The sequence below is a fragment of the Paenibacillus whitsoniae genome, from assembly GCF_003955665.1.
In the GTDB taxonomy this organism is placed as follows: domain Bacteria; phylum Bacillota; class Bacilli; order Paenibacillales; family NBRC-103111; genus Paenibacillus_E; species Paenibacillus_E whitsoniae.
On the sequence record NZ_RXHU01000049.1, the window covers coordinates 29,315 to 51,100 of the forward strand.

The following is a 21,786-nucleotide window of genomic DNA, read 5'->3' on the forward strand; positions in this document are numbered from 1 at the left end:
AAAATGAGAATTGAATTGCCTCGTAATTGGATCTTAGCTTGCCCATTTTGGCTACTCATCACCAAGCGTCTTCATCTTGATGACCGTATGAATGCGCAGGACAGCCGCAGCGACTTCGCCTGCCGCTTGCAAGGCATGAATTTTCACATCGGTCGGGTCGACGATCCCTGCTTCCAGAAAATCGGCGATTTGACCTGTATCACAGTCAATGCCTAACCGGTCGGAGCCGTGCGCAATTTGGGCCGCCTTTAGCTCCTCCACCTTTTCCAAAGGGTTGTACCCTGCATTCACGACAATTTGCGACAGGGGCTTCCGCAGCGCGCCAGCGACAGCGGCAACGCCGAAGCCTTCCATGCCCTTCATCGTCTCGCGCATGCGCTCCAGATCGTGCGCCACTGCCATCTCTGCGGCGCCGCCGCCGGGCAAATACCCGCCGCGCACCGCGGCCTGTACCGCCGAAGCGGCATCCTTCGCGATGCGCGAGCGCTCATGCGCCGCTTCGCGCGTCGCGGCGCCGACGATCACGGTCACGTACGCTTCGCCGTGACCCTGCGCCACGCGCACGCGCTCCAGCCGCTCATCGTAAGCGGCATGGCCCGCGCGGCCGAGTGCGTCGCCGAGCTCCGGCGCGCTCTTGCGCAGCGCCGTTCGGCGCACCGGCCGGGCGCCGGTGTGCTCGCTGAGCTGCAGCAGGTCCCGGCGGGACACGCGCTGCAGCACGAGAATGCCGTGGTCGGAGCAGAACTGCTCCGCCTCCGGGTCCACCCCGCGGTCTGACGCGATCAGACCGACGCCGAGCTCCAGCAGCTTCCCGAGGGAGCTGCGGAACTGCTCGCGCAGCTGCATGTACCGCTGGAAGCCGGCCTCGGTGACGAGCGATTCCTCGCTCACCGCCTCCGGCTCCAATGCATCCTGCAGCACAAGCACTCGGGCATCCCGGCGCTCCAGCGCGGCATGCAGGTTCGCCGGCTTCTGGCCGAGCAGAATGCCGGTCCAGACCTCGCTGCTCGCCTCTTCGTGGGCGAGCACGCTGTCCGCGAAGCGGTAGCCCTCTTCGCGCAGCTTGGCCTCGCCGACGGCCTCTGCCGCCTGAATGACGAGCTTCGCGATGTCCGCTTGCTCCCGGCCGGCGGTGTACGCGATGCGGTACAGCTCGCGGTCGTCCAGCCCCTGCACGGCGCGGCTGCGCTCCCGCAGGGAGGCGGCCGCCAGCTCAATGCCCGTCTGCATGCCGGACACCACTTTGGCGACCGGCACGCCGCGCGTTACCTGCGCGACGCCTTCCTGCACCAGCGCGCCGGCCAGCACTGTGGCCGTCGTCGTGCCGTCGCCGATCTGACGCTGCTGGCTGCGCGCCACCTGAATCATCAGGCGCGCGGCAGGATGCGTGACGTCCATCTTTTCCAATATCGTGACGCCATCGTTCGTAATAATGACGTCGCCCTGCTGTCCGACGAGCATCGTATCGAGCCCTTTCGGACCGAGCGTGCCCTCAACCGCCGAGCAAATAGCGCGGACAGCCGCCGCATTATTCACGAGCGTGGAATATCGTTCTTCGTTTTCGCCTGGGACACCTTTGATTCCGGTCATTTGCCGTACCAACGTCCGAGGACCCCTTCAAGATGCCTTGACAAATAATCCATGAGCGTAATCACGCGCCCATATTCCATGCGGGTCGGACCCAGAATGCCAATCGTGCCGAGCGGTGTGCCGTTATGCGAATAAGAGGCCGTAATCAAGCTGCAGTTCGAAATCGCTTCAAGGCTGTTCTCCGTGCCGATTTTAATCTCAATGCCCTCGTTGGACGGCGAAATCAGCTTGATCAGCGTCGGCGCTTCTTCCAGCAGATCAAAAATGCTCTTCACTTTCTCAACATCCTTGAACTCCGGCTGCTTAAGCATATTCGTCATACCACTTAAGAAAAGCCGGTCCTTCTCATTGCTTTGCATAACGCCTTCAATAACACCCAATAACTCTTGATATCCCGTAACATACTTGCTTAGTTCCTGTGAAATTTCATTATAGAGCTTTGATTTAAAATGAATGAGCGGCACGTTGTGCAGTCGCGTATTGAGCAGGTTCACGACCTTCTCAATCTCCGACATCGCAATGCCCTCAGGAATCGTAATCGTTTTGTTCTCTACATGCCCGGTATTCATCACGAGGATGGCAACAGCCGTCGTCTCGGACAAAGGCACGATCTGCAAATGCTTCAGCGTCGTGCTGAACACTTCCGGACCAAGCACAATCGACGTGTAGTTCGTCATGGAGGACAAAATGCCCGCCACGTGCTGAATGACGCCCTCCATCTCTTGAATCCGATTGGCAAACGCGCCTTTCATCGAATCGAGATCTTGGGTTTGAAGCGTGCCGTGCTGGAGCAGATGGTCCACATAATAGCGATAACCTTTATGCGAAGGAATCCGGCCTGCGGACGTATGGGGCTGCTCCAGAAAGCCCATCTCTTCGAGATCCGACATTTCATTGCGGATCGTTGCCGGCGAGAATCCGACATTTCCCCGTTTAGAAATACTCCGCGAACCGATCGGCTCTGCTGAACGAACGTAATCGTCAATGATTGCACTCAGAATCATACGCTGACGCTCTGTCAACATGCTTACCCCTCCTTCAAGATTATCCCATCTGATTTCGTTTTCGTTAGCACTCGTATTTAGTGAGTGCTAAATCCTAATACAAAAATAACAGACCCTAAGGTCTGTTGTCAAGTCAATCCAATCGTTTGAGCACCGCGATTTCGTCGCAGCAGTACTGTTTTTTGCAGTGCATGCAATCCCGCCATACCTTCTCCGGAAAAATCTCTTTCGGCACGAGCGTAAAGCCGTTCTTTTGGAAGAAAGCCACTTCATACGTCAGCGCCATCACTTTGCGAATCCCCATGGCTCTCGCTTCTTCCACAAGGAAATCCACCAGTCTGCCGCCGATCCCCTGACCCTTGTAACCAGGCGTCATGCCGAGCGAGCGAATTTCCACCAGATCCGGCCCGAGTTGAGTTAAAGAACCGCAGCCTATCAGGGCTCCTTCATGCTCCGCCACGACAAAACTGTCGATGTTCTCCTGCAGCATCTCCCTGCTGCGCGGGAGCATAATCCCTTGTTTCGCATAACCCTGTATAATATCGTAAAGCTTCTCCACATCATCCAAGGAAGCTTTACGGACAGTAATCGTTGTTGACATCATCACGCCTCATCCCACCAATCGCAAGAAAATGCATAAAGGCCACAGGAGAAAACCGCGGCAGACCGCTTTTCCGCTTGTGGATTATTGTATAAATATACAACAATCCGTATACTTCCACAAGACCTATTTTGCATATTTGCGGCACGATTTGGCGCCTGATCAGCTTAGAAACGAAGCGAATACCTCATTCCCGAGCAAAACGCCCTGTTTAGACAACCGGTAACCGCCCGGCACGCGTTCCAGCAGCTTTTTCTCTACCCAGCCTTGCAGTGTCGGCCCAAAATGGTCTTCCATCTCCGAACCGAACTGCGCCCGGAAATCGTTAGCCTGCACCCCATCCATCATACGGAGGCCGACCATCATAAAATCCTCCATCGCCTCCTGCGGCTCCACGGCAAACTGCTCCAGCACCGGCAGCCCTTGTACGGTGGCATCGATATAAGGCTGCACGCCTTTGATATTGATGTGGCGTTGTCCGCCGATATAGCCGTGAGCTCCCGCGCCTAGCCCATAGTATGTGCGGTTGCGCCAATACTGCGTATTGTGCCGGCTCTCGCGGCCCGGACGGGCGAAGTTGGAGATTTCATATTGTTTGTATCCTGCGGCTTCCAGACGGTTCATAATGAGCTCATACATCTCGACTTCTTCATCTTCGCTCGGCAGCGGCAGTTGATTTTTATTGTAAAGCGTATGGAAAAGGGTGTTTTCCTCGACCTTGAGGCTGTAAATGGAATAATGCTGCAAATCCAGCGCCAGCGCTTCGTCCAGCGTCGCCTGCATGATGTCTACCGTCTGCCGCGGCAGCCCAAACATCAAGTCGATGGACAAGTTGTCGAAGCCGAGCTTTTTCGCATTCTCAATGCTTCGGTACACGTCATCTGTATTATGAATGCGCCCGATTGCCGCAAGCAGGTCATTGTTAAACGACTGCACGCCGAACGAAATCCGGTTGACGCCGCCTGCTTTCATGACCGCTAGCTTATCCTCGTCCGTCGTTCCAGGGTTCGCTTCCATCGAGAACTCGACTTCGTTAGCATCCGCCGGGAAGTACGTCCGAACCATCGAGAGGAAGCGTTCCATTTGATCAGGCAGCAGGACAGTCGGGGTTCCGCCGCCTACGAAAATCGTCTCTACTTTCTCTGGAGGCATGCGCTTCACCGTTTGCTCCATTTCTCTTTCCAGCGCATCCAGGTACGCCATCACGGGCTGACCTTTCAGAACGTAGGAGTTGAAATCGCAGTAGTGGCATTTATTCGTGCAAAACGGAATATGAATGTACACCGCTGTCGGCGTTTTATAGGAAACTAGCATAGGGTGTTCCTTCTTTCTAACCAAAGTCCATACGGTAGAAAAAGCCGAGGGGCAGAAACGTCTGCCACCCCAGCTTTTCCTCCGGTCTGCGCATCTGCGCAGCGTTATCTATGCGCGATCAAAACCGTCTGCTTTTTGGATCGCGCCTATTCGTCGATTTTCAGAACCGCCATAAACGCTTCTTGCGGCACCTCAACGCTGCCGACCTGCTTCATGCGCTTCTTGCCTTCTTTTTGCTTATCGAGGAGCTTCCGTTTCCGGGAAATATCCCCGCCGTAACATTTCGCGAGAACGTTTTTGCGCATCGCTTTGACCGTTTCGCGGGCAATGATCTTTTGACCGATCGCCGCTTGGATCGGCACCTCGAACATTTGACGAGGAATCAGATCCTTCAGCTTGTCGCAGATGATTTTACCACGTTGGTACGAGGAATCTCTATGCACGATGAAGGAAAGGGCGTCCACTTGCTCTGCGTTAAGCAGAATGTCCATTTTCACCAGATTCGACCGTTTGTAGCCCGAAAGCTCGTAGTCGAAGGATGCATAACCTTTCGTTCTCGATTTCAGCATATCGAAGAAGTCGTAAACGATTTCCGATAGTGGAATATCGTACGTCAATGTGACACGATTCGTATCGAGATATTCCATGTTGATATACTCGCCGCGCTTGCCTTGGCACAGTTCCATGATCGTTCCGACATAATCGTTCGGCACGATGATGGAAGCTTTGACGTATGGCTCTTCTACGTAATCGATCCGCTGCGGATCCGGGTAGTTGGACGGGTTGTCGATGTCCATCACGTCCCCGTTCGTCAGCGTAACGCGGTAAATAACGCTCGGCGCCGTCGTAATCAGCGGAATGTTGAATTCGCGCTCGATCCGCTCTTGAATGATCTCCATGTGCAGCAGGCCGAGAAAGCCGCAGCGGAAACCAAAGCCAAGGGCTGTTGACGTTTCCGGCTCAAAACGAAGCGATGCGTCGTTCAGCTCCAGCTTTTGCAGCGCTTCGCGCAAATCGTTATAGTCCGTCGTTTCGATCGGGTACAAGCCGCAGAAGACCATCGGATTAATCCGGCGGTAGCCTGGCAGCGGTTCAAGTGCAGGCCTGTCGGCCTCTGTCACCGTATCCCCGACGCGTGTGTCGCCGACATTTTTGATACCGGCAATGATGAAGCCTACGTCGCCGACTTCCAAGGAAGGCACAGTCGACATGCGCGGTTTGAATGCGCCGACTTCGATGACCTCGAACGTTTTGTTCGTCGCCATCATTTTGATTTTCGAGCCCGGCTTGATCGAGCCGTCCACGACACGCACGTACACGATGACACCTTTATAGATATCATAGTGCGAGTCGAAAATGAGTGCCTTGAGCGGGTTGTCCGGATCGCCCTGCGGCGGCGGCACCTTCTGGCAGATCTGCTCGATAATGTCCTTAATCCCGATTCCCGCTTTGGCGGAAGCCAATACAGCTTCGCTTGCATCAAGGCCGATTACGTCCTCGATTTCCTGTTTTACTTTGTCCGGTTCTGCACTCGGCAGGTCAATTTTATTGATGACAGGCAAAATCTCCAGATTGTTCTCCAGCGCCAGATACACGTTCGCCAGCGTCTGCGCTTCAATCCCTTGCGCCGCATCGACAACAAGCAGCGCGCCTTCGCATGCCGCCAGGCTTCGGGAAACTTCGTATGTAAAGTCGACGTGTCCCGGTGTGTCAATCAGATTCAAAATATAATCGACGCCATCATCCGCCCGGTAAGCCAGTCGTACCGCTTGCAGCTTGATGGTGATGCCGCGCTCCCGTTCGAGATCCATTTGGTCGAGCACCTGCTCCTGCATCTCGCGCGTCGTCAAAGCGCCGGTGTATTCCAGAATGCGATCGGCCAGCGTCGACTTGCCGTGGTCGATATGAGCAATGATTGAAAAGTTGCGAATCCTCTGTTGTCTTTCACGAATATCCGTCATGCTACCGACATAACCCCCACTACAAATAATTTTCATTATAACAGTTGTGGGGGGTTGGAGCAATGCAGGCACAATACTAGCCTTTGCCGAGGACTGCATCGAACAGCGAAACAAACAGCTTTATGCCGTGATGCATCGTAATTTGCAGCAAATCTCCGAGTTTATTTCCTACGCGGTTCAAGGAGTTATCGTGATCGGCGATAGGCTCTTTTGTGGGCGCCGGCGTCGGTGTTGGCTGAGTCTTCGCGGCTGATTTGGCAACGGGCGATGCGGACGGTTGTATCGCAGTAGCTTGGCCCTGAGCCTGGGCGACCGCCCCCTGGACGGCGGATTTGGACGGCGGGGATACCGACGTGCCCTCAATGCGCTGCGTGCCGCTCGATGCCAGCGAAACGCCGAACAAGATGCAGAACATAAGCAGCAGTGCGAACAACCCCACTTTTAAATAAAACTGTCCGAGCCTCATCCGACCCGCCTCCTCCAAATTTATTTGCTTCGCTTGACTGTTTAAGATTTGTTCGTCGTATCCTTAGGCGAATCAACCTTTTTCGCGTTCAAAATCACTTCCGAAATCGCCTCGGCCAACCAATCAGTCGTGCGATAGCATTCTTCCAACGTATTGTACGGGCCGCCGACTTCGATCAGAATGGCATTCGGAGAAACGTTTTGATTGTAGAGGCCGTTGCCTTCGCTCGCTTCCTTCGCATGAATGCCTTTGGAAACCCCGGGATGCTTGGCTTCCAGCGCTTGGTGAATTTGATTCGCAAACTCCTCGTTCTTCTTCCAGCTCGGGTTCTTGCCGCCGATAATGAAATACACCTGTGCGACGTCTAGACCGTCAACTGTTGCGGTCGTTTTGCTGCGAGCCGCTGAATCACGGTGAATATCAAAGAAATACTGCAGGTCTTTATGCGCGGCCATCGCTTCTTGCAACGTTTTTAACGAATATTTGTAGGAGAACGGATACTCGAAATTTTTCACCGTGCTCGGGTACACCGTGTTATCGTGAACGGCGCCGATGCCGTCCTTCTCCAGATTTTGCGCGAGCCGCTCTCCGACGGAAATAACGTTGACTTTATCGCTGTAAGCCTTGTCTGGATCTGTCACGCCCTTAAGCTCAGGAAGGAATGACTCGTTACTATGCGTCTGGTAGATGAACGCGATGTTGTTTCCCGCTGTTTTGGGCGGTTGTGCGGCTGGATTGGCACTTGGTGCGGCAGAGCTTGACGGCGACGGCTGAATCGTCGGTGTTGGTGTTGGAGGCTGCTTGACCTCAGCTTGGAGATCCGTTGTTGTCGGGTTGAGATCGTAGGGAGAGCTTGGATTCGTCGCGCTGCCCTGCACAAGAACCGTAGACGCCTTGGCGTCCATGCCCGGCACCTCGCTCGCCACCAGACTTTTAGGATCGTTGGGATTGACGTCTGTGACCATTTGGAACGCAAAATGAAAAATGTTATGCTGCGAGAACGTGAATTTTTTTTGATCCTTATTTAAATGAGGAACTTCCATTCCCAGCATGTCGATAAAAAATTGGTTGGTGACCGACGCCGCGAGCCCTTTCATAGACGAAACCGGTGAAGTGGTAAGCCGCGTTTGCAGAAAACCGCCGATCCCGATGAAAACAAAGAGAGCTAGGGTCGATGTGCTGAGAATAAACAAAGTTTTTCCGACGGAACTTGCGCTCTGAAACGTTTTCCGAACGTGGCTGAAATTCAAAGTGGCTGTTGTCCATTTCATCGTCTGATTCCTCCTAATCTAGCTTACTTTACTCTATGAAACGAGCTTCGGAAGTAGAACCCGTTCGCTAGAAGTTTTAATAGAAGAAATCTCGCAAGTCGTGATCAGCCGCGAAAAAGCCTCCCCTCTGGCTCGAAGGAAGGCTCGTCTCTTAATGGGTATAGGCCGCGACGTTATCCACATCTACCGCGTCATGCAGGGCCGCATTCAGCCCGCTGGCGATGATATTCGCAATATCCTCGATGAACTGGTCGATCTCCTTCGGCGTCACCAGCAGGTCGTGGCCGACAGGATTCAAAACCTCTTTTACCAATTGAAGCCGTTCATCCTCATGAATATTGTCGAGGAGTCCGAAAATTTTGCCCGTATTCTGCGTCTGATCGCTGAAATGCTTCTGCATCAGATCGAATGCATTATTGACGATTGTGGAGGCGTAGACCACTGTTGGCACACCAATCGCGATAACCGGAATGCCGAGGTTCTCCTTTGTCAGTCCCTTCCGTTTGTTGCCGATGCCCGAGCCTGGATGAATGCCCGTATCCGCAATCTGAATCGTCGTATTCACCCGCTCCAGCGAGCGGGAAGCGAGCGCATCAATCGCAATAATAAAATCCGGCTTGGACCTGTCCACGATCCCTTGCACGATGTCGCTGCTCTCAATTCCCGTCGTGCCGAGCACGCCCGGCGCAACCGCACTCACCGCTCTATATCCTTCACCGACGTCGTCCGGCACGAGCTCAAAATAATGCCGCGTCACCATCACATTATCGACCACAAGCGGGCCCAGCGCATCGGGCGTCACATTCGAGTTTCCCAGCCCAATAATCAGTGCCTTGGCATTCTTCGGAATACCGATTTCAAGCAGGAACGCCTCAAATTCCTGAGCCAGCTTCGTGGCAACCCGGTCCTGAAGCTGTGTATCCTTTTCACGCAGCGCTGGCACTTCCATCGTTATATAATGGCCCATCAGCTTACCCATCGCCTTGGAGCCTTCTTCGTTCAGCACATTAATTTTGGTCACGCGAATGCCGTTTTCTCTCGTCGAGACCTGCTCGATGCCGGGAATCGGCTGCCCTTGATTGGCCTGCTGCGCGATATCCCTTGCATCCAGCGCAAGGTCCGTATGCGTCGTAAATGAGCTTAAATCCATCTCAGTGCCCCTCTCTGAAAATGTAGATACGACATAGTGTGCGACGAAAAAGGAGGCATTATACGAGATCCGCCGCCTGCAAAAGCCTATTGACAGCTCTTGCAATTTCAAATATTGCGTGGTAGAATACTTAAAGTTGTCAGCAAACATACAAATGTAACGTTGAACGTGTTTTGTAAGTAGGAGGTGAATTTCATGCCAAACATTAAATCCGCTATTAAACGAGTAAAAGTTAGCGAAAAGCGTCGTCTTCGTAACGCTTCCCAAAAGTCCGCTCTGCGTACTGCTGTGAAAGCTTTCGAAACAGCTTTGACCTCTGAAGCACTTGTTGCCGCTTCTAAGAAATTGGATCAAGCTGCTTCCAAAGGTTTAATCCATAAAAATGCCGCTAACCGCAAGAAGTCCCGTCTGGCTAAAAAGCTGAACGCTCTTACGGCTCAAGCGTAATTACGGACATAGAGCAAAAGCCCAGTTCTCTGCGGAGAGTTGGGCTTTTTTCGCTGGGCGGCGTCCCAAGCTAACACTGCCGCTATGCCAAAAAAGCCTGCCGCCTCTTACGCGGCAAGCCCTAATAAAAACAACTCCAAGCCCAACACTTTATCGATTTTCCCCGATTTCATCTGCAGGTCGAGATCCGCCAGCTGCCCCATGATGCGGCTCAGCCGCTGCATATCATACTTGCGTGCCTGGCCCTCGGCTACCTTCACTGCAAACGGATGCAGGCCGATCTGCGAGGCCATCTGCTGCTGAGAATAGCCTTGCTTGGCCAACTCCTTCACTTGCAGCATGATGCGGAACTGCCGCGCAATCAGGGAAGCGATTTTGATCGGCTCTTCACGCTGCTTGAGCAGCTCCTCCAGGATGACAAACGCCCGGTCCAAACGAACATTTACAATATCTTCGATCAGCATAAATACATTCTGCTCTGTGCTCCGAGCAACGAGTTGGTCGATTGTATCCGGAGTCGCTTCGCCACCATGCCCCACGAACAGCGAGATTTTCTCCAGTTCAGCCGATAAGGCCTGCAAGTTGCCGCCGGTATAGAGAATCAAATTGTCCGCAGCGTTGCCGGTAAAAGAAAACCCAAGCTGCGCAGCCTGGCGTGCCACCCAACCCGCCGTTTCTTCCGGACTCAGCGACAAGAACGGCACCGTCGCCTCCATCTCTTTCAGCGCTTTCACGATCTTTTTGCGCTCGTCGAGCTTGTCTGCGTCTACCGTAAAGACAATCACCGTATGCTCGGCCGGTGCTTTCAAATAACTGGATAGCCTGTCCAGATCGTGCTCCAGCTTCGTGCTTTCCTTGGCTCCGGTAAAGAACAACGCATTTTTTGCGATGACCAGCTTGCGCGGGACCATAAACGGCAGCGTCTCCGCATCGTCCAGCACCGCAGCAAGCGGCATCTCGCTCAAATCGAATTTGCTTACGGCAAATTCGCGGTCCTCCGGCGCCATCAACGAGTCCGTCAGGACGTCGATAAATTCTCTCATTTTATATTTCTCAGGCCCAAAGCACAAATACACAGGTGCTTGACGTCCTGCTGCAATATCTTTTAACGCACGCTTGGCATCCATTCTGGCTCCACTCCTTCCTTTCATTGTAACAACAACAAAGGGATTACGTCAAAGCCCGCAGGCCCTGAAGCAATCCCTCTGCCAGTCTATTTAAACACCGATAAAAGGCTCTAGAAACCTTGAATCGAGTGGATGAATCCCGACCGCGTCGCTTGAACTACTATAACATACGCAGACACAGGCACAGTGGTGCATAAGATTCATACCTCATTTCACGCTTTCTTTCATTTCCTTCAGGTCAATCATGAGCATTTGCAAAGCGCCACCCTGACTTTGAACCTGATAAAAGAACTTCTCGTCGCCCGACCATTCGAGGAGCATAATCTGATCCCCGGGCTGCCATTCCAACTTCGACGTGAAGACAACGTCATGCGCAGCCGAATTCCGGATCACAACATGACGACCCTCGATGGCCGCTGCGTAAATCCCTGATGTCGATTGCAAAACGTTGGCGGCGGCAATCGAAAAAAGTCCTGCGTTTGGCGCGAAGCCGCGATCGGCGGAATCGCCGGTATTCGGAGCCAAGCTATTCTTCCTCTGCGCTTCGGCATCCTTTGCGGAAGGCGCAGGTGCCTGCGTGTCCGCTGTCGATGTGGGCGCAGGTGTCTCGCTCGGCGTTGCTGCAGGCGTTGACAACGCAGCCGCGGAGCTTCCCTTGTCCGCTGCGGCAGGGGCTGTCTCGCTCGGCTTCTTCATCCGCTCAGGCGCTGTTGGAGAGGGCGATATCGCCATCGCTTCTCCCTTGTTTACAGGGCCAACGAGCGTCGTCGGCTGCTCAAGCTTCGCATCCGGCTTCTCTTGCAGCACGCTGCCTGAGCTGCCGGCAGCCGCGCCTCCTCCGGTTGTTGCGCCCTCCGTTGGCGCTGACGATGACTGCGCAGCCGGCTCGGTTGTCGGCGGCACAGCATCTGACGTAGCCCCCGCAGCGGCTTGCGCCTTCGGCGCTTGATCGTTGGCAAGCCCGGTAACTGCGCTCGACTCCGTGCTCATTTGCTTGGACTCCGCACTCGATTTCATCGGCAGAAGTCCGTCAGCATTATCCAGTACCGGATGCTGCATATTAAAAGCGAAGAACCCTAGAATCAACCCGGCTGCGACAACGCCTCCTGCGATTTTCCAAGAAAATTGCTCGCGATAGCGCTGCTGCCAGGACGGTTTGCGACTTGGCGTCGGAACTTCCGCTGCTGGTCGAATCGCCGCAGGAGCCGACAACGATGACAAGGAAGCTGCATCGCCTCCGTTACGCACAGCGGCACGGTCGATTTCTTCAATTTGCGGCAAAATGGCGTCTACTAAAGAGAAAGGAGGCGTCACTTTCGGCAGTTGGGACAACTCATCGGACAACCGCTGCAAGCGCTCGAACATTTGCGCGCACGCCAGGCAATCCATCAGGTGAGCATGCATCTCATCCTCTTCTTGGGAATCAAGATCCCCGTCCAGCTGTCTTTGCATGTATATCATCACCTCTTGACAATTCATCCCCGAACACCCCCTTTCTGATAATCTTGGAGCAATGACTGCAAGGTGTGTCTCGCTCGAAATAAATACGATTTTACGGTATTCAGCGGCAAATTCAGTGATTCCGCAATTTCATGATAAGAAAAATCCTGCAAATAGCGAAGAATCACAACAGATCGGTGATGCTCGGGCAATTTATCGATCGCTTCTCGAATATCTTGGGCCAAATAGCCATTTAACATCTCATGTTCCACATTGTGATCCGCTGTAAAGATCATTTCGTGCTCATCAATCGAAACCGTCGGCTTCGTTTTGCGAAATTTATCGATGCAGATGTTCGTCACAATCCGCTGCACCCACGTCTTAAAGAGCGCTTTTTCTTCATAAGAATGAATCTTGGTATAAATTCGCAGCAGTGCCTCCTGTGAAGCGTCCAGCGCATCCTGTTCATTATTAAGAATATAAAAAGCGGTTCGATAAACATGAGACTCAATTTCTCGCAATAGGGTAATGAGCGCATCACGATCACCGGCTTGAGCTGCTCTTACCAGTTCGGGTGCTATCACTGGGATCCCTCCCTTTGCACACTTATAGACGAGGCTTCGTCTTCTAAGGTTGCAAGACTATTAAAAAATTTTCATACCAACGTATTAGACGCATGGAGCGGCATTTGGTTTCATGATGGCGATGGCCAAAATGCGGAAAGCCTCGGCCGCGCGCTCCCGGGCAGGAGACATCAACCGAGGCTACCATCTGACAAGCGCTCTCTCTACTTTAGAACGAGACAGCGAAGTTTGCAAGGCATGCGACAGCATTAATTCTATCCATGTAAAATGAACCACCCTGCTCGCAATTAAAAAAATCAATTTGCTTCAAGCTTTGTCCTCGATTTGATCCCTTGCACGTCAATTTCCATTTGAATTTCTCCACTGCGATCCGTACGAAACACCTGCGCGCCTCCATCCTCCAAACGTCCGACAACGTCCGGCGAGGGATGGCCGTATACGTTCTTCTCTCCGACTGAGATGACTGCTGCCGCCGGTTGCCAGAACGTCACCCATTCGGGTGTGGTTGACGTTTTGCTGCCATGATGCGCGACTTTTAAAACGTCGATTTTGCGCCCGGTGGTGGTGCTGCTGCTGCTAAAACCGTCATCGCGGCCGTCCGGAGAACTCGGGGAACCCCAAATGTCTGCCGGCTGGTCACGCAAATAGCTCAGCACCTCAGCTTCCGACGCCTTTTCCATGTCCCCGGTAAACAGCCAGCGCGTGCCTTGCATCTCCAACAGCAGGACGACGGAGAGGGCGTTTTGCTCACTTGCCAAGCTGACTTCTGTCGGCATCGTTTGCAGCGGATACAGAATCTTGATCCGGGTCTGCGGATCAATGACAAGCCAGTCTCCGAGACCGGCGGGCAGCAGGGGGACATGCTTGGCCAGCAGTGTGCCGAATAATTTGGCGATGCCCGGGGATGACTTGAGCGTACCATTGAACAGAAATTGCTTGATCGGGATTTGCTCCGCTACCGCTTGCAGGCCGCCGCTGTGATCTGCGTCTTCATGCGTCAGGACAAGGAAATCGAGCTGATGAACGCCTCTTTTTTTCAGCAGCGGAACGAGCAGCTTGGCTCCGACTTCATAAGGGTCTTTTCGGAGCTTCCAAGCCTCGCCCGGTTTGCCGAAGGTGACCGTTCCTCCGCCATCGATAAGCAAATGCTTATTGTATGGCGTTCTAATCAAAATCGCATCGCCTTGCCCGACGTCAAGAAACTGCACACTGCCCTTGCGGTGAAACCGATCCGGCGAGTAGCCGATCCATAGCAGGAGAGCAAATGTGCTCAGGCTTAGGAGCAGCGCTGTGAGCGGGGATACCCGGAAACTGCGGCGTTTCCCTCGTCGCTTGTCATACGTGAGGAGCGGCCTCGGCTCCCCGGCCGTCGCAACGCTCCGCCACAGCGCATAAATCGCAAGCATGCAGAGGTAATAAGCGGCCATCCAGGTCAAGCTGGGCGTAGGCCAAATCGTTTTGTAAGTTTGGAAGCTTTGCAGCCAGTCTGTAACCCGGAAAATCCCCTGATTCAACCAACCGATCCCCGTACCGATCGCTTTTCCCGCCGGCATATAAAGAAAGCCGATCAACAGCGCCGCCAGCCCCGCCGGAAACACCACCATCGAAATGATCGGCACCAAGACTGCGTTCGCCGCCCAGGAAATGAGCGAAAATTGATTAAAATAATAGATCGACACTGGGAATGAAATGAGTTGGGAGACGAGCGTAATTGCAGCAGTATTGCGCAGCAGCGTATGGGGAATCCAAGGCTCAAGCAGCTTGCCGGTACGTTGAACGCCGACGATCAGACCCAACGTGACGAGAAAGGATAGCTGAAAAGAAACGTCCAGCACATAGTACGGATTCCACAGCAGCATCGCCCACGCGACGATCGCCATGATGTGCAGCACATCCTTCATGAAGCCTTTCCGCGCAGCGATCAAGGCGATCATCGACATCAGCCCTGCCCGCACAATGGAGGGGGAAGCCCCCGTGACGAGGATATAGCAGGGCAGCAGCCAAATGCAGACGAGCAGAATCGTCTCTCTCGTCAGCTTGAACCGGCGCAGAAGCCAGATGACGGCACCAAGGAATACGGCCACATTGAGGCCTGAGATGGCCAAAATATGCGTAAGCCCCAGCTCGGAAAATTGCTGGAAGCGGTTCGGGTCCAGATCGTCGGTGTAGCCGATCAGCATGCTTTTCATGAACCCGGCCTGCTCGGCCGCCGGGAAGATGCGGTCCATGCGCGCGCTGAGCGCAGCCCGCAGCGCATCGTTCCAGCGCAGCAGCCCCGTGGCGCTGATGCGCGCAGCCGCAGGCTGCACCAGCGCCTGGTCCACCCCGCTGGCCGTCAGCAGCCAGTGGGTGTGGTGCAGGCGCAAATATCGGCGGTAGTCGAAGCCGCCGAAGTTGCGCGCCGGGGCGGGGCTGCGCAGCACCCCGCCCAACGTCACGGCGTCGCCGCGGCGCCAGCCGGCGACGACGCCCTGCTGCGCCTGCTCCGCTAGGCGCAGCGTGACCTGCACGCTTTCCCCGCGGAGCGGGAAAGCGGTGTCGTCCTGGAAGCGGAGGGACGTCGCTTCCAGCGTAAAGCTGGCCCTGTCCCCGTCGACGGAGACAGGGCTGGTGAACCGGCCGTGCAGCGTGACCTCGCTGCCGTCCAGGTTCGCTTGCTGCTGGGCGAGCGACAGCAGCGCGGATACGTTCCGCTGGTCGTTCCACTGGTAATAGCCGAAGGCGATCCCGACCAGCAGGACAAGGCTCAGCGGCTGTCGTCCCGGCAGCCGCAGCACGTGCAGGCTGATCAGCGCAGCCAGCAGCCCCGCGCCGATCAGCCAGCTTCCATCTTGGTTGGGCACGGCCATCGCCAGCACGTACCCAGTTATCCACAGACAGCATCCTAGAACAACTGGCCTATTCATCTTTTCCCTCCTCTGATCGGATTTCCCAAACTCTCATGCCAACAAAAAACCTCTCCCCGGCACGCCGTGATCGGCTGCCAAGCGAGAGGTGCTTCCTACTCCGTTATTTAATTCACTACATCCGTCATCGTGCCCGGAGGCGGTTCATACCCCGCCAATTGCCGAAAGACGATTCCCCGCGCCTGCATCAACTCGCTAACCTTGATGTGATCCTTCGGATACCCCCGGTGGAACACAATTTCTGTCACGCCGCTGTTTGCCAGCATATTGGCGCACGTCCAACAAGGCTGATCCGTCACATACACCGTCGAGCCCTCGCGGTCCTCCCGATCCGTAAACAGCAGCAAGTTCTGCTCCGCATGGATCGTCCGGATACACCGCTGCTTGCGCACGACCTCTTCGGTCTCGCCGACCATTTTCAGCTCAATCTCCTCTACCAGCATGCAGCCTGCTTCCGTACAATCGGCAACGCCCATCGGCGCTCCGTTATAAGCGGTGCCGAGCAGTTTTTTCCCCTGAACCAGCACCGCGCCAACATGTCTCCGGTTGCATCTGGAACGCGTCGACGCCATATACGCGATATCCAAAAAATACGTATCCCAATCTTTTCGTACGCTCATGCTCTCTATCTCCTTACCCGTTTAGCCAAATTGTGCTATTTCTCGTATTCTCTCATATTTCCTCACAGTTGAAAAGATTTGCTAGGCTGCTACGCCCCCGACACATAAAGATAGGGCCGCAATTTCTCGAAAATTTTATCCCCGATCCCTTTCACTTCTTTCAGCTCTTCCAGCCGCTTAAATTTTCCCTTCTGGTTCCGATATTCCAGAATCGCCTTCGCCTTGCTCGGGCCAACGCCAGGCAAGCTGTCGAGCTGCTCAAGCGTGGCGTTGTTCAAATCCAGCAAATTGGATTGCGCAATACTTTGCGGCGACGGTTGTATAGACGGTGAAGCGGGAGTCGGCGAAGCTAGCGGCGGCGCCGTTTCTTGCGCAGGAGCATTCGCCCCAGGCTTCGCCTCAGATCTCGCCTTCCCGACTGATTCCCCCAAAGCTGCTCCCTGCTGCTGCGCCCCAGTCGCCGGCGAGACAGCTGTTCTTGGCACGTTCGCAGCCTTTTGCCCGGCCGTTCCCGTCTGATCTGCCAGCGCTGCCTGCATCTGCGTGTTCAGCGGAATGAGCCCGGTGTAACCGCCGGACGTACCGCCTCTCACAAAAGGGATCACGATCCCAAATACAAAACCGAGCACAGCGGGGATCAGCAGCAGCTTCCCCAATTGAACCTTTGTCAATGGACATATCACCTGCCTTTTTGGCATATTTGCCTGTACCGGGCCATATACTCAAAGATAAACGGCCTTACGCCGTCCTATTGCGCTAAGAGACTAAAGACTGATCATTCAGGAGGGAAAACTTGATGAAAGCAGGATTCATCGGTACTGGGAGTATGGGAAGTATTCTGATTGAAGCGTTCATTCATTCAGGGGCATTCAATCCGGAGCAAATCATTGCCGGCAATCGTACCATTCGCAAAGCCCAGCTGCTTGCGGAGACGTATCCTGGTCTTCAAGTAGCCGAGACAAATAGAGAAATCGTGCAGCAAAGCGATATTATTTTCCTTTGCGTGAAGCCGTCGGAATATAAGAAAGTTATTGATGAAATCAAAGAGGACGTGCATTCCTCGCACTTTTTGATCTCAATCACAAGCCCCGTGCTGATCAAGCATTTAGAAGAGGTTTTGCCGGCCAAAATCAGTAAAATTATTCCAAGTATAACGAACTATGTCTTGAGCGGTGCAACGCTCTGTATCCATGGCAACCGGATGCAGCCGGAGGACAAAGAATGGCTTGAAAACATTTTGACGCACATCTCCACACCCATTCGGGTATCGGAAAACTACACAAGAATCTCATCGGATTTATCGAGCTGCGGTCCGGCTTTTCTTGCCAGCTTCATTCAGGCTTTTATCGATGCTGCGGTGGAAGAAACGGGTATTTCAGTGGAGGAAGCAACGCTGCTTGCCAGCGAAATGACGCTGGGTACAGGCAAACTGCTGACAACGGGAGGCTTTACACCGGCGGCTCTGCAAAAAAGAGTATCCGTTCCCGGCGGGATTACAGCGGAGGGTTTGCGCATTCTGGACAAAGAGCTTGCGGGTGTGTTCTCTCAAGTCATTTGCGCGACGCATGCCAAATACGAAGAAGACATCGAGAAGGCTGAGCAGAGTTTCACGCTCAAGCAGTAGCCTTCTCGGGTTTCTTCTTTTTCTTTAAAGTTCGCTGCGGTTCGTTCCGGTTCCCCAGACGTTTAACCTACAACAATGTTCACTAACTTGCCTTTCACAACAATCTTTTTGCGAACGGCCTTTCCGGCGGTCGCTTCTTTGACTTTGTCGAGATCGAACGCGATCTTCTCCATCTCGGCTTCATCGGTATCTTTGGAAATCATGACGCGATCCACGATTTTGCCGTTGATCTGCACGACGATTTCGATTTCGTTGTCGACGGTCCAAGCTTCATCGTACGTTGGCCAAGGCTCGTAGGTGATCGACTCTGTTCCGCCCAGCTTCTCCCAAAGCTCTTCCGCCAAGTGCGGCGCCAGCGGCGACAGCATTTGAACGAAGTTTTTCATCGCGGCCAGCGGCAGGCGTTCGGTTTTGTACGCTTCGTTGACGAAAATCATCATTTGCGAAATCGCCGTGTTGAAACGCAGACCTTCGAAGTCTTCGGTAATCTTTTTGATCGACCGGTGCCATGTGCGTTTGAACGTATCGCTGCCGAGCGTTTCGTCCGCAGAGATTTTGCTGTGCACTTGACCGTTATCGTCGATGAACAAGCGCCATACACGGCCCAAGAAGCGGAAAATACCGTCTACGCCGGTCGTATTCCAAGGCTTCGTTGCTTCGAGCGGCCCCATGAACATTTCGTACATACGCAGCGTATCTGCGCCTTGGTTGCTCACGATGTCGTCCGGATTCACGACGTTGCCGCGGGATTTACTCATTTTCTCCATGTTCTCGCCGAGAATCATCCCTTGGTTAACCAGCTTATGGAATGGTTCTTTCGTCGCCACAAAGCCCAGATCGTACAGCACTTTATGCCAGAAGCGCGCATACAGCAAGTGAAGCACAGCATGCTCGGCGCCGCCGATGTACAAATCTACAGGCAGCCATTGCTGCTGTTTCTCGTGCGAGCAGAACGCCTGATCGTTGTGCGGATCGATGAAGCGCAAGTAATACCAGCAGCTTCCCGCCCATTGCGGCATCGTGTTCGTTTCGCGGCGAGCTTTCATGCCCGTTTCCGGATCGACGGTGTTCACCCACTCGCTAACGTTAGCCAGCGGTGATTCGCCTGTGCCGGACGGCTTGATTTCATCAACCTGAGGAAGCAGCAGCGGCAATTGATCCACCGGAACCGGCTTCATCGTGCCGTCTTCCAGGTGAAGAATCGGAATCGGTTCGCCCCAGTAACGTTGACGGCTGAACAGCCAATCTCTCAAACGGTACGTTACTTTGCCGCGGCCTTTGCCGTTTTGCTCCAACCATTCGATCATATGCTTGATGCCTTGCTCAATGTTCAAGCCATTGATCGGACCCGAATTCACGTGAGCGCCGTCGCCGGCGTATGCTTCCTTGGACAAGTCCCCGCCTTCAACCACCTGAATGATTGGCAGGTCAAACTGCTTCGCAAACTCCCAGTCCCGTTGGTCATGACCAGGAACCGCCATGATGGCGCCTGTACCGTAGCCGCCAAGCACATAGTCCGCAATCCAGACCGGCACTTTCTCACCGTTAACCGGATTGATCGCATAAGCGCCCGTGAAGACACCTGTTTTGTCTTTCGCCAAGTCCGTACGCTCGAGATCGCTCTTGCGCGACGCTTTTTCTTGGTATTCCTTAACCGCTTCCGCTTGGTCCGCCGTCGTAATGACCTTCACCAGCTCATGTTCAGGCGCAAGCACGCAGTACGTCGCGCCGAACAGCGTATCTGGACGCGTCGTAAACACCGTCAACGCTTGATCTGCATGACCGTCGATCGCAAAAGTGACTTCCGCGCCCGTCGATTTGCCAATCCAGTTGCGCTGCATATCCTTGATGCTTTCGGACCAGTCCAGCTCTTCCAAATCCTCCAGCAGGCGCTCCGCATACTCCGTAATTTTCAAAATCCACTGACGCATCGGCTTGCGGATGACCGGATGGCCGCCGCGCTCGCTCAAGCCGTCGATGACTTCTTCGTTCGCCAGCACCGTGCCCAAAGCCGGACACCAATTCACCGGCACTTCGTCAACATAAGCCAGCCCTTTATTGTACAGTTGGATGAAAATCCACTGCGTCCATTTGTAATACTCCGGGTCCGTCGTGGAAATCTCACGATCCCAGTCGTACGAAAAACCAAGCGATTTGATTTGACGGCGGAACGTGTCGATGTTCTTCTTTGTGAACTCGCGCGGGTCATTCCCCGTATCCAGTGCGTACTGCTCCGCCGGCAAGCCGAATGCGTCCCAACCCATCGGGTGAAGCACGTTGAAGCCTCTCATCCGTTTGAAACGGGAGACGATGTCTGTTGCGGTGTAACCTTCCGGGTGACCTACGTGGAGTCCCGCACCGGACGGATAAGGGAACATATCCAGGGCATAAAACTTCGGCTTATCCGAGTTTTCCAGCACTTTGAACGTCTTCTTGTCATCCCAAATTTTCTGCCATTTCGGCTCAATCGCTTGCGGATTGTAACCTTGCTGTTCTCTTGTTTCTTTCAATTCCTGCGTCATGTTACGCGACCTCCAATAGCTGACTCTGATCTGATCATCTTTCATTTTCACGCCATTCACGCCAAAAAACCTCCCATCCCTAGCGGATTTCGCTAGGGACGAGAGGTCTATTCCCGTGGTACCACCCTAGTTAACAGCAGACAGGCTTTGTCTGTGTTCACTCTTCCCCTTAACGCGGGGGTGACGATCCGGCTAACGCTTCGCTACTTACAAAGCGGTTCACCTTCTGGCTCCGAGGCGAGTTCTCAAGTTTGCGGTCTGCCGGTTTCCACCCCTGCCGGCTCTCTGGAAGACGCTCTTCCTGATACTGATCCTCATCAATGCGCTTATGCAACCTAATTAGGTATGATTATATGTAAAATAATGCCGAACTGTCAAGCCACGGACAGGCCCATCCTTATTTCTTCGCGATAAAGAAGGCTCGCTCCGTCAGCAGCGTCGGCGTCTCCCACGTAAAATCAGCCGCCATGTATACCTCGCTGAAGCCTGCCTTGCGCAGCGTCTGCTCCAGCCAAGCCAGCGGATAAGCGCGCTGCTCATGCGTTTCGTCGATCCGGCGAAACATCTCTGATTTGCCTTCAGCTTTGACAAAGATCGTCAAGTCATGCGTAATCTGCACGCGCTCCTCGTCAAGCTCGCTCGTCCAAATGTACGCAACGTCATCCTCGTTCAGATAAAACGGCTGCGCCTCCGCGTACGCAAACAATTGCTCCGGCGTGTGTACGTCGAAGACGAACAAACCGCCGGGCTTGAGCCCCGCATACGTTTGACGGAACGCCTCAGCGATCTCTTCCTTTTCCAGCACATAGTTGAGCGTGTCGCAGAAGGAATAAGCCGCATCGACTGGCTCCTCAAGCTCCCATTCACATACATCCTGCTGCAGCCAGCGCACCGAGCCCGCACGTCCACCGCTCAAGAGCTCCGACGCTTTGTGCTGGGCAACCGCGAGCATGTCTTCGGATAAATCGATGCCCGTCACCTGGTAACCGAGACGCGCCAAAGGAATGCTGAGCGTGCCGGTGCCGCATCCCAAATCAACGAGCGTGGACGGTTTCACGCCGTAGCGCTCGAAGCTCTCCAGCAAGAAGCGCTGCCAGTCCTCGTATGGCATGCTCTCCATCAAGCGGTCATACGTATACGCGAATTGTTCGTAGCTCAT

Annotated in this window: 18 protein-coding genes and 1 other annotated feature; of the genes, 2 read left to right on the forward strand and 16 right to left on the reverse strand. The window is 54.1% G+C overall.

What is annotated here, in order from left to right; translation table 11 throughout:
• Positions 1-51: 51 nt before the first annotated feature.
• The 8 genes from EJQ19_RS16845 to gpr form a co-directional block, all read right to left on the reverse strand.
• A complete protein-coding gene (locus tag EJQ19_RS16845) occupies positions 52-1,590 on the reverse strand; it encodes a TCP-1/cpn60 chaperonin family protein (protein ID WP_126142459.1) in 1,539 nt (512 codons plus the stop codon).
• The gene (hrcA, locus tag EJQ19_RS16850) at positions 1,587-2,615 is read right to left on the reverse strand and encodes a heat-inducible transcriptional repressor HrcA (RefSeq protein ID WP_126142404.1); all 1,029 of its coding nucleotides are present in this window, start codon (positions 2,613-2,615) and stop codon (positions 1,587-1,589) included. Before hrcA ends, EJQ19_RS16845 begins: the two co-directional genes overlap by 4 nt.
• 112 nt (positions 2,616-2,727) lie before the next feature.
• Positions 2,728-3,195 (reverse strand): N-acetyltransferase, encoded by a 468-nt coding sequence (locus EJQ19_RS16855; protein ID WP_126142460.1) that lies wholly within the window; start codon positions 3,193-3,195, stop codon positions 2,728-2,730.
• A gap of 162 nt (positions 3,196-3,357) precedes the next feature.
• On the reverse strand, positions 3,358-4,509 hold the full coding sequence (gene hemW / locus EJQ19_RS16860) for a radical SAM family heme chaperone HemW (protein ID WP_126142405.1): 1,152 nt from the start codon (positions 4,507-4,509) through the stop codon (positions 3,358-3,360).
• Positions 4,510-4,655: 146 nt separating this feature from the next.
• Complete coding sequence (gene lepA / locus EJQ19_RS16865; RefSeq protein WP_126142406.1) at positions 4,656-6,470, reverse strand: translation elongation factor 4; 1,815 nt, start codon at positions 6,468-6,470, stop codon at positions 4,656-4,658.
• 76 nt (positions 6,471-6,546) lie between these two features.
• The gene (locus tag EJQ19_RS16870) at positions 6,547-6,936 is read right to left on the reverse strand and encodes a DUF3679 domain-containing protein (RefSeq protein WP_126142407.1); all 390 of its coding nucleotides are present in this window, start codon (positions 6,934-6,936) and stop codon (positions 6,547-6,549) included.
• 41 nt (positions 6,937-6,977) lie between these two features.
• Positions 6,978-8,207: a stage II sporulation protein P gene (gene spoIIP / locus EJQ19_RS16875; protein ID WP_126142408.1), complete on the reverse strand. Its 1,230-nt coding sequence runs from the start codon at positions 8,205-8,207 to the stop codon at positions 6,978-6,980.
• A gap of 151 nt (positions 8,208-8,358) precedes the next feature.
• Complete coding sequence (gpr, locus tag EJQ19_RS16880; RefSeq protein ID WP_126142409.1) at positions 8,359-9,357, reverse strand: GPR endopeptidase; 999 nt, start codon at positions 9,355-9,357, stop codon at positions 8,359-8,361.
• Between the two features lie 195 nt (positions 9,358-9,552).
• Here gpr and rpsT point away from each other — a divergent pair, with 195 nt between their 5' ends.
• Positions 9,553-9,804: a 30S ribosomal protein S20 gene (gene rpsT / locus EJQ19_RS16885; protein WP_126142410.1), complete on the forward strand. Its 252-nt coding sequence runs from the start codon at positions 9,553-9,555 to the stop codon at positions 9,802-9,804.
• Between the two features lie 107 nt (positions 9,805-9,911).
• Here rpsT and holA read toward each other — a convergent pair whose 3' ends face one another.
• The 6 genes from holA to EJQ19_RS16915 all read right to left on the reverse strand — a co-directional run bounded on the left by holA (position 9,912) and on the right by EJQ19_RS16915 (position 17,152).
• Positions 9,912-10,931, reverse strand: a complete 1,020-nt coding sequence (gene holA / locus EJQ19_RS16890; protein ID WP_126142411.1) for a DNA polymerase III subunit delta — start codon at positions 10,929-10,931, stop codon at positions 9,912-9,914.
• 207 nt (positions 10,932-11,138) lie between these two features.
• A complete protein-coding gene (locus EJQ19_RS16895; protein WP_126142412.1) occupies positions 11,139-12,410 on the reverse strand; it encodes a zf-HC2 domain-containing protein in 1,272 nt (423 codons plus the stop codon).
• The gene (locus tag EJQ19_RS16900; RefSeq protein WP_126142413.1) at positions 12,407-12,955 is read right to left on the reverse strand and encodes an RNA polymerase sigma factor; all 549 of its coding nucleotides are present in this window, start codon (positions 12,953-12,955) and stop codon (positions 12,407-12,409) included. Before EJQ19_RS16900 ends, EJQ19_RS16895 begins: the two co-directional genes overlap by 4 nt.
• A 296-nt stretch (positions 12,956-13,251) precedes the next feature.
• A complete protein-coding gene (locus EJQ19_RS16905) occupies positions 13,252-15,861 on the reverse strand; it encodes a DNA internalization-related competence protein ComEC/Rec2 (RefSeq protein WP_126142414.1) in 2,610 nt (869 codons plus the stop codon).
• A gap of 107 nt (positions 15,862-15,968) precedes the next feature.
• Positions 15,969-16,481 carry a deoxycytidylate deaminase gene (locus EJQ19_RS16910; RefSeq protein WP_126142415.1) on the reverse strand — a complete coding sequence of 171 codons (513 nt, stop codon included), beginning with the start codon at positions 16,479-16,481 and terminating at the stop codon, positions 15,969-15,971.
• An 89-nt stretch (positions 16,482-16,570) separates the two neighbouring features.
• Positions 16,571-17,152, reverse strand: coding sequence for a ComEA family DNA-binding protein (locus EJQ19_RS16915; protein ID WP_206438441.1), 582 nt, complete (start codon positions 17,150-17,152; stop codon positions 16,571-16,573).
• Positions 17,153-17,277: 125 nt separating this feature from the next.
• Between EJQ19_RS16915 and comER the strand changes: the two genes are divergently transcribed.
• Complete coding sequence (gene comER, locus EJQ19_RS16920) at positions 17,278-18,105, forward strand: late competence protein ComER (protein ID WP_126142416.1); 828 nt, start codon at positions 17,278-17,280, stop codon at positions 18,103-18,105.
• A 62-nt stretch (positions 18,106-18,167) separates the two neighbouring features.
• Here comER and leuS read toward each other — a convergent pair whose 3' ends face one another.
• Both leuS and EJQ19_RS16930 read right to left on the reverse strand, forming a co-directional pair.
• Positions 18,168-20,627: a leucine--tRNA ligase gene (gene leuS, locus EJQ19_RS16925; protein WP_126142462.1), complete on the reverse strand. Its 2,460-nt coding sequence runs from the start codon at positions 20,625-20,627 to the stop codon at positions 18,168-18,170.
• 91 nt (positions 20,628-20,718) lie between these two features.
• Positions 20,719-20,957, reverse strand: a binding site (T-box leader).
• A 67-nt stretch (positions 20,958-21,024) separates the two neighbouring features.
• Entirely contained in the window at positions 21,025-21,786 is a 762-nt protein-coding gene (locus EJQ19_RS16930; RefSeq protein ID WP_126142417.1) for a class I SAM-dependent DNA methyltransferase, read from the reverse strand.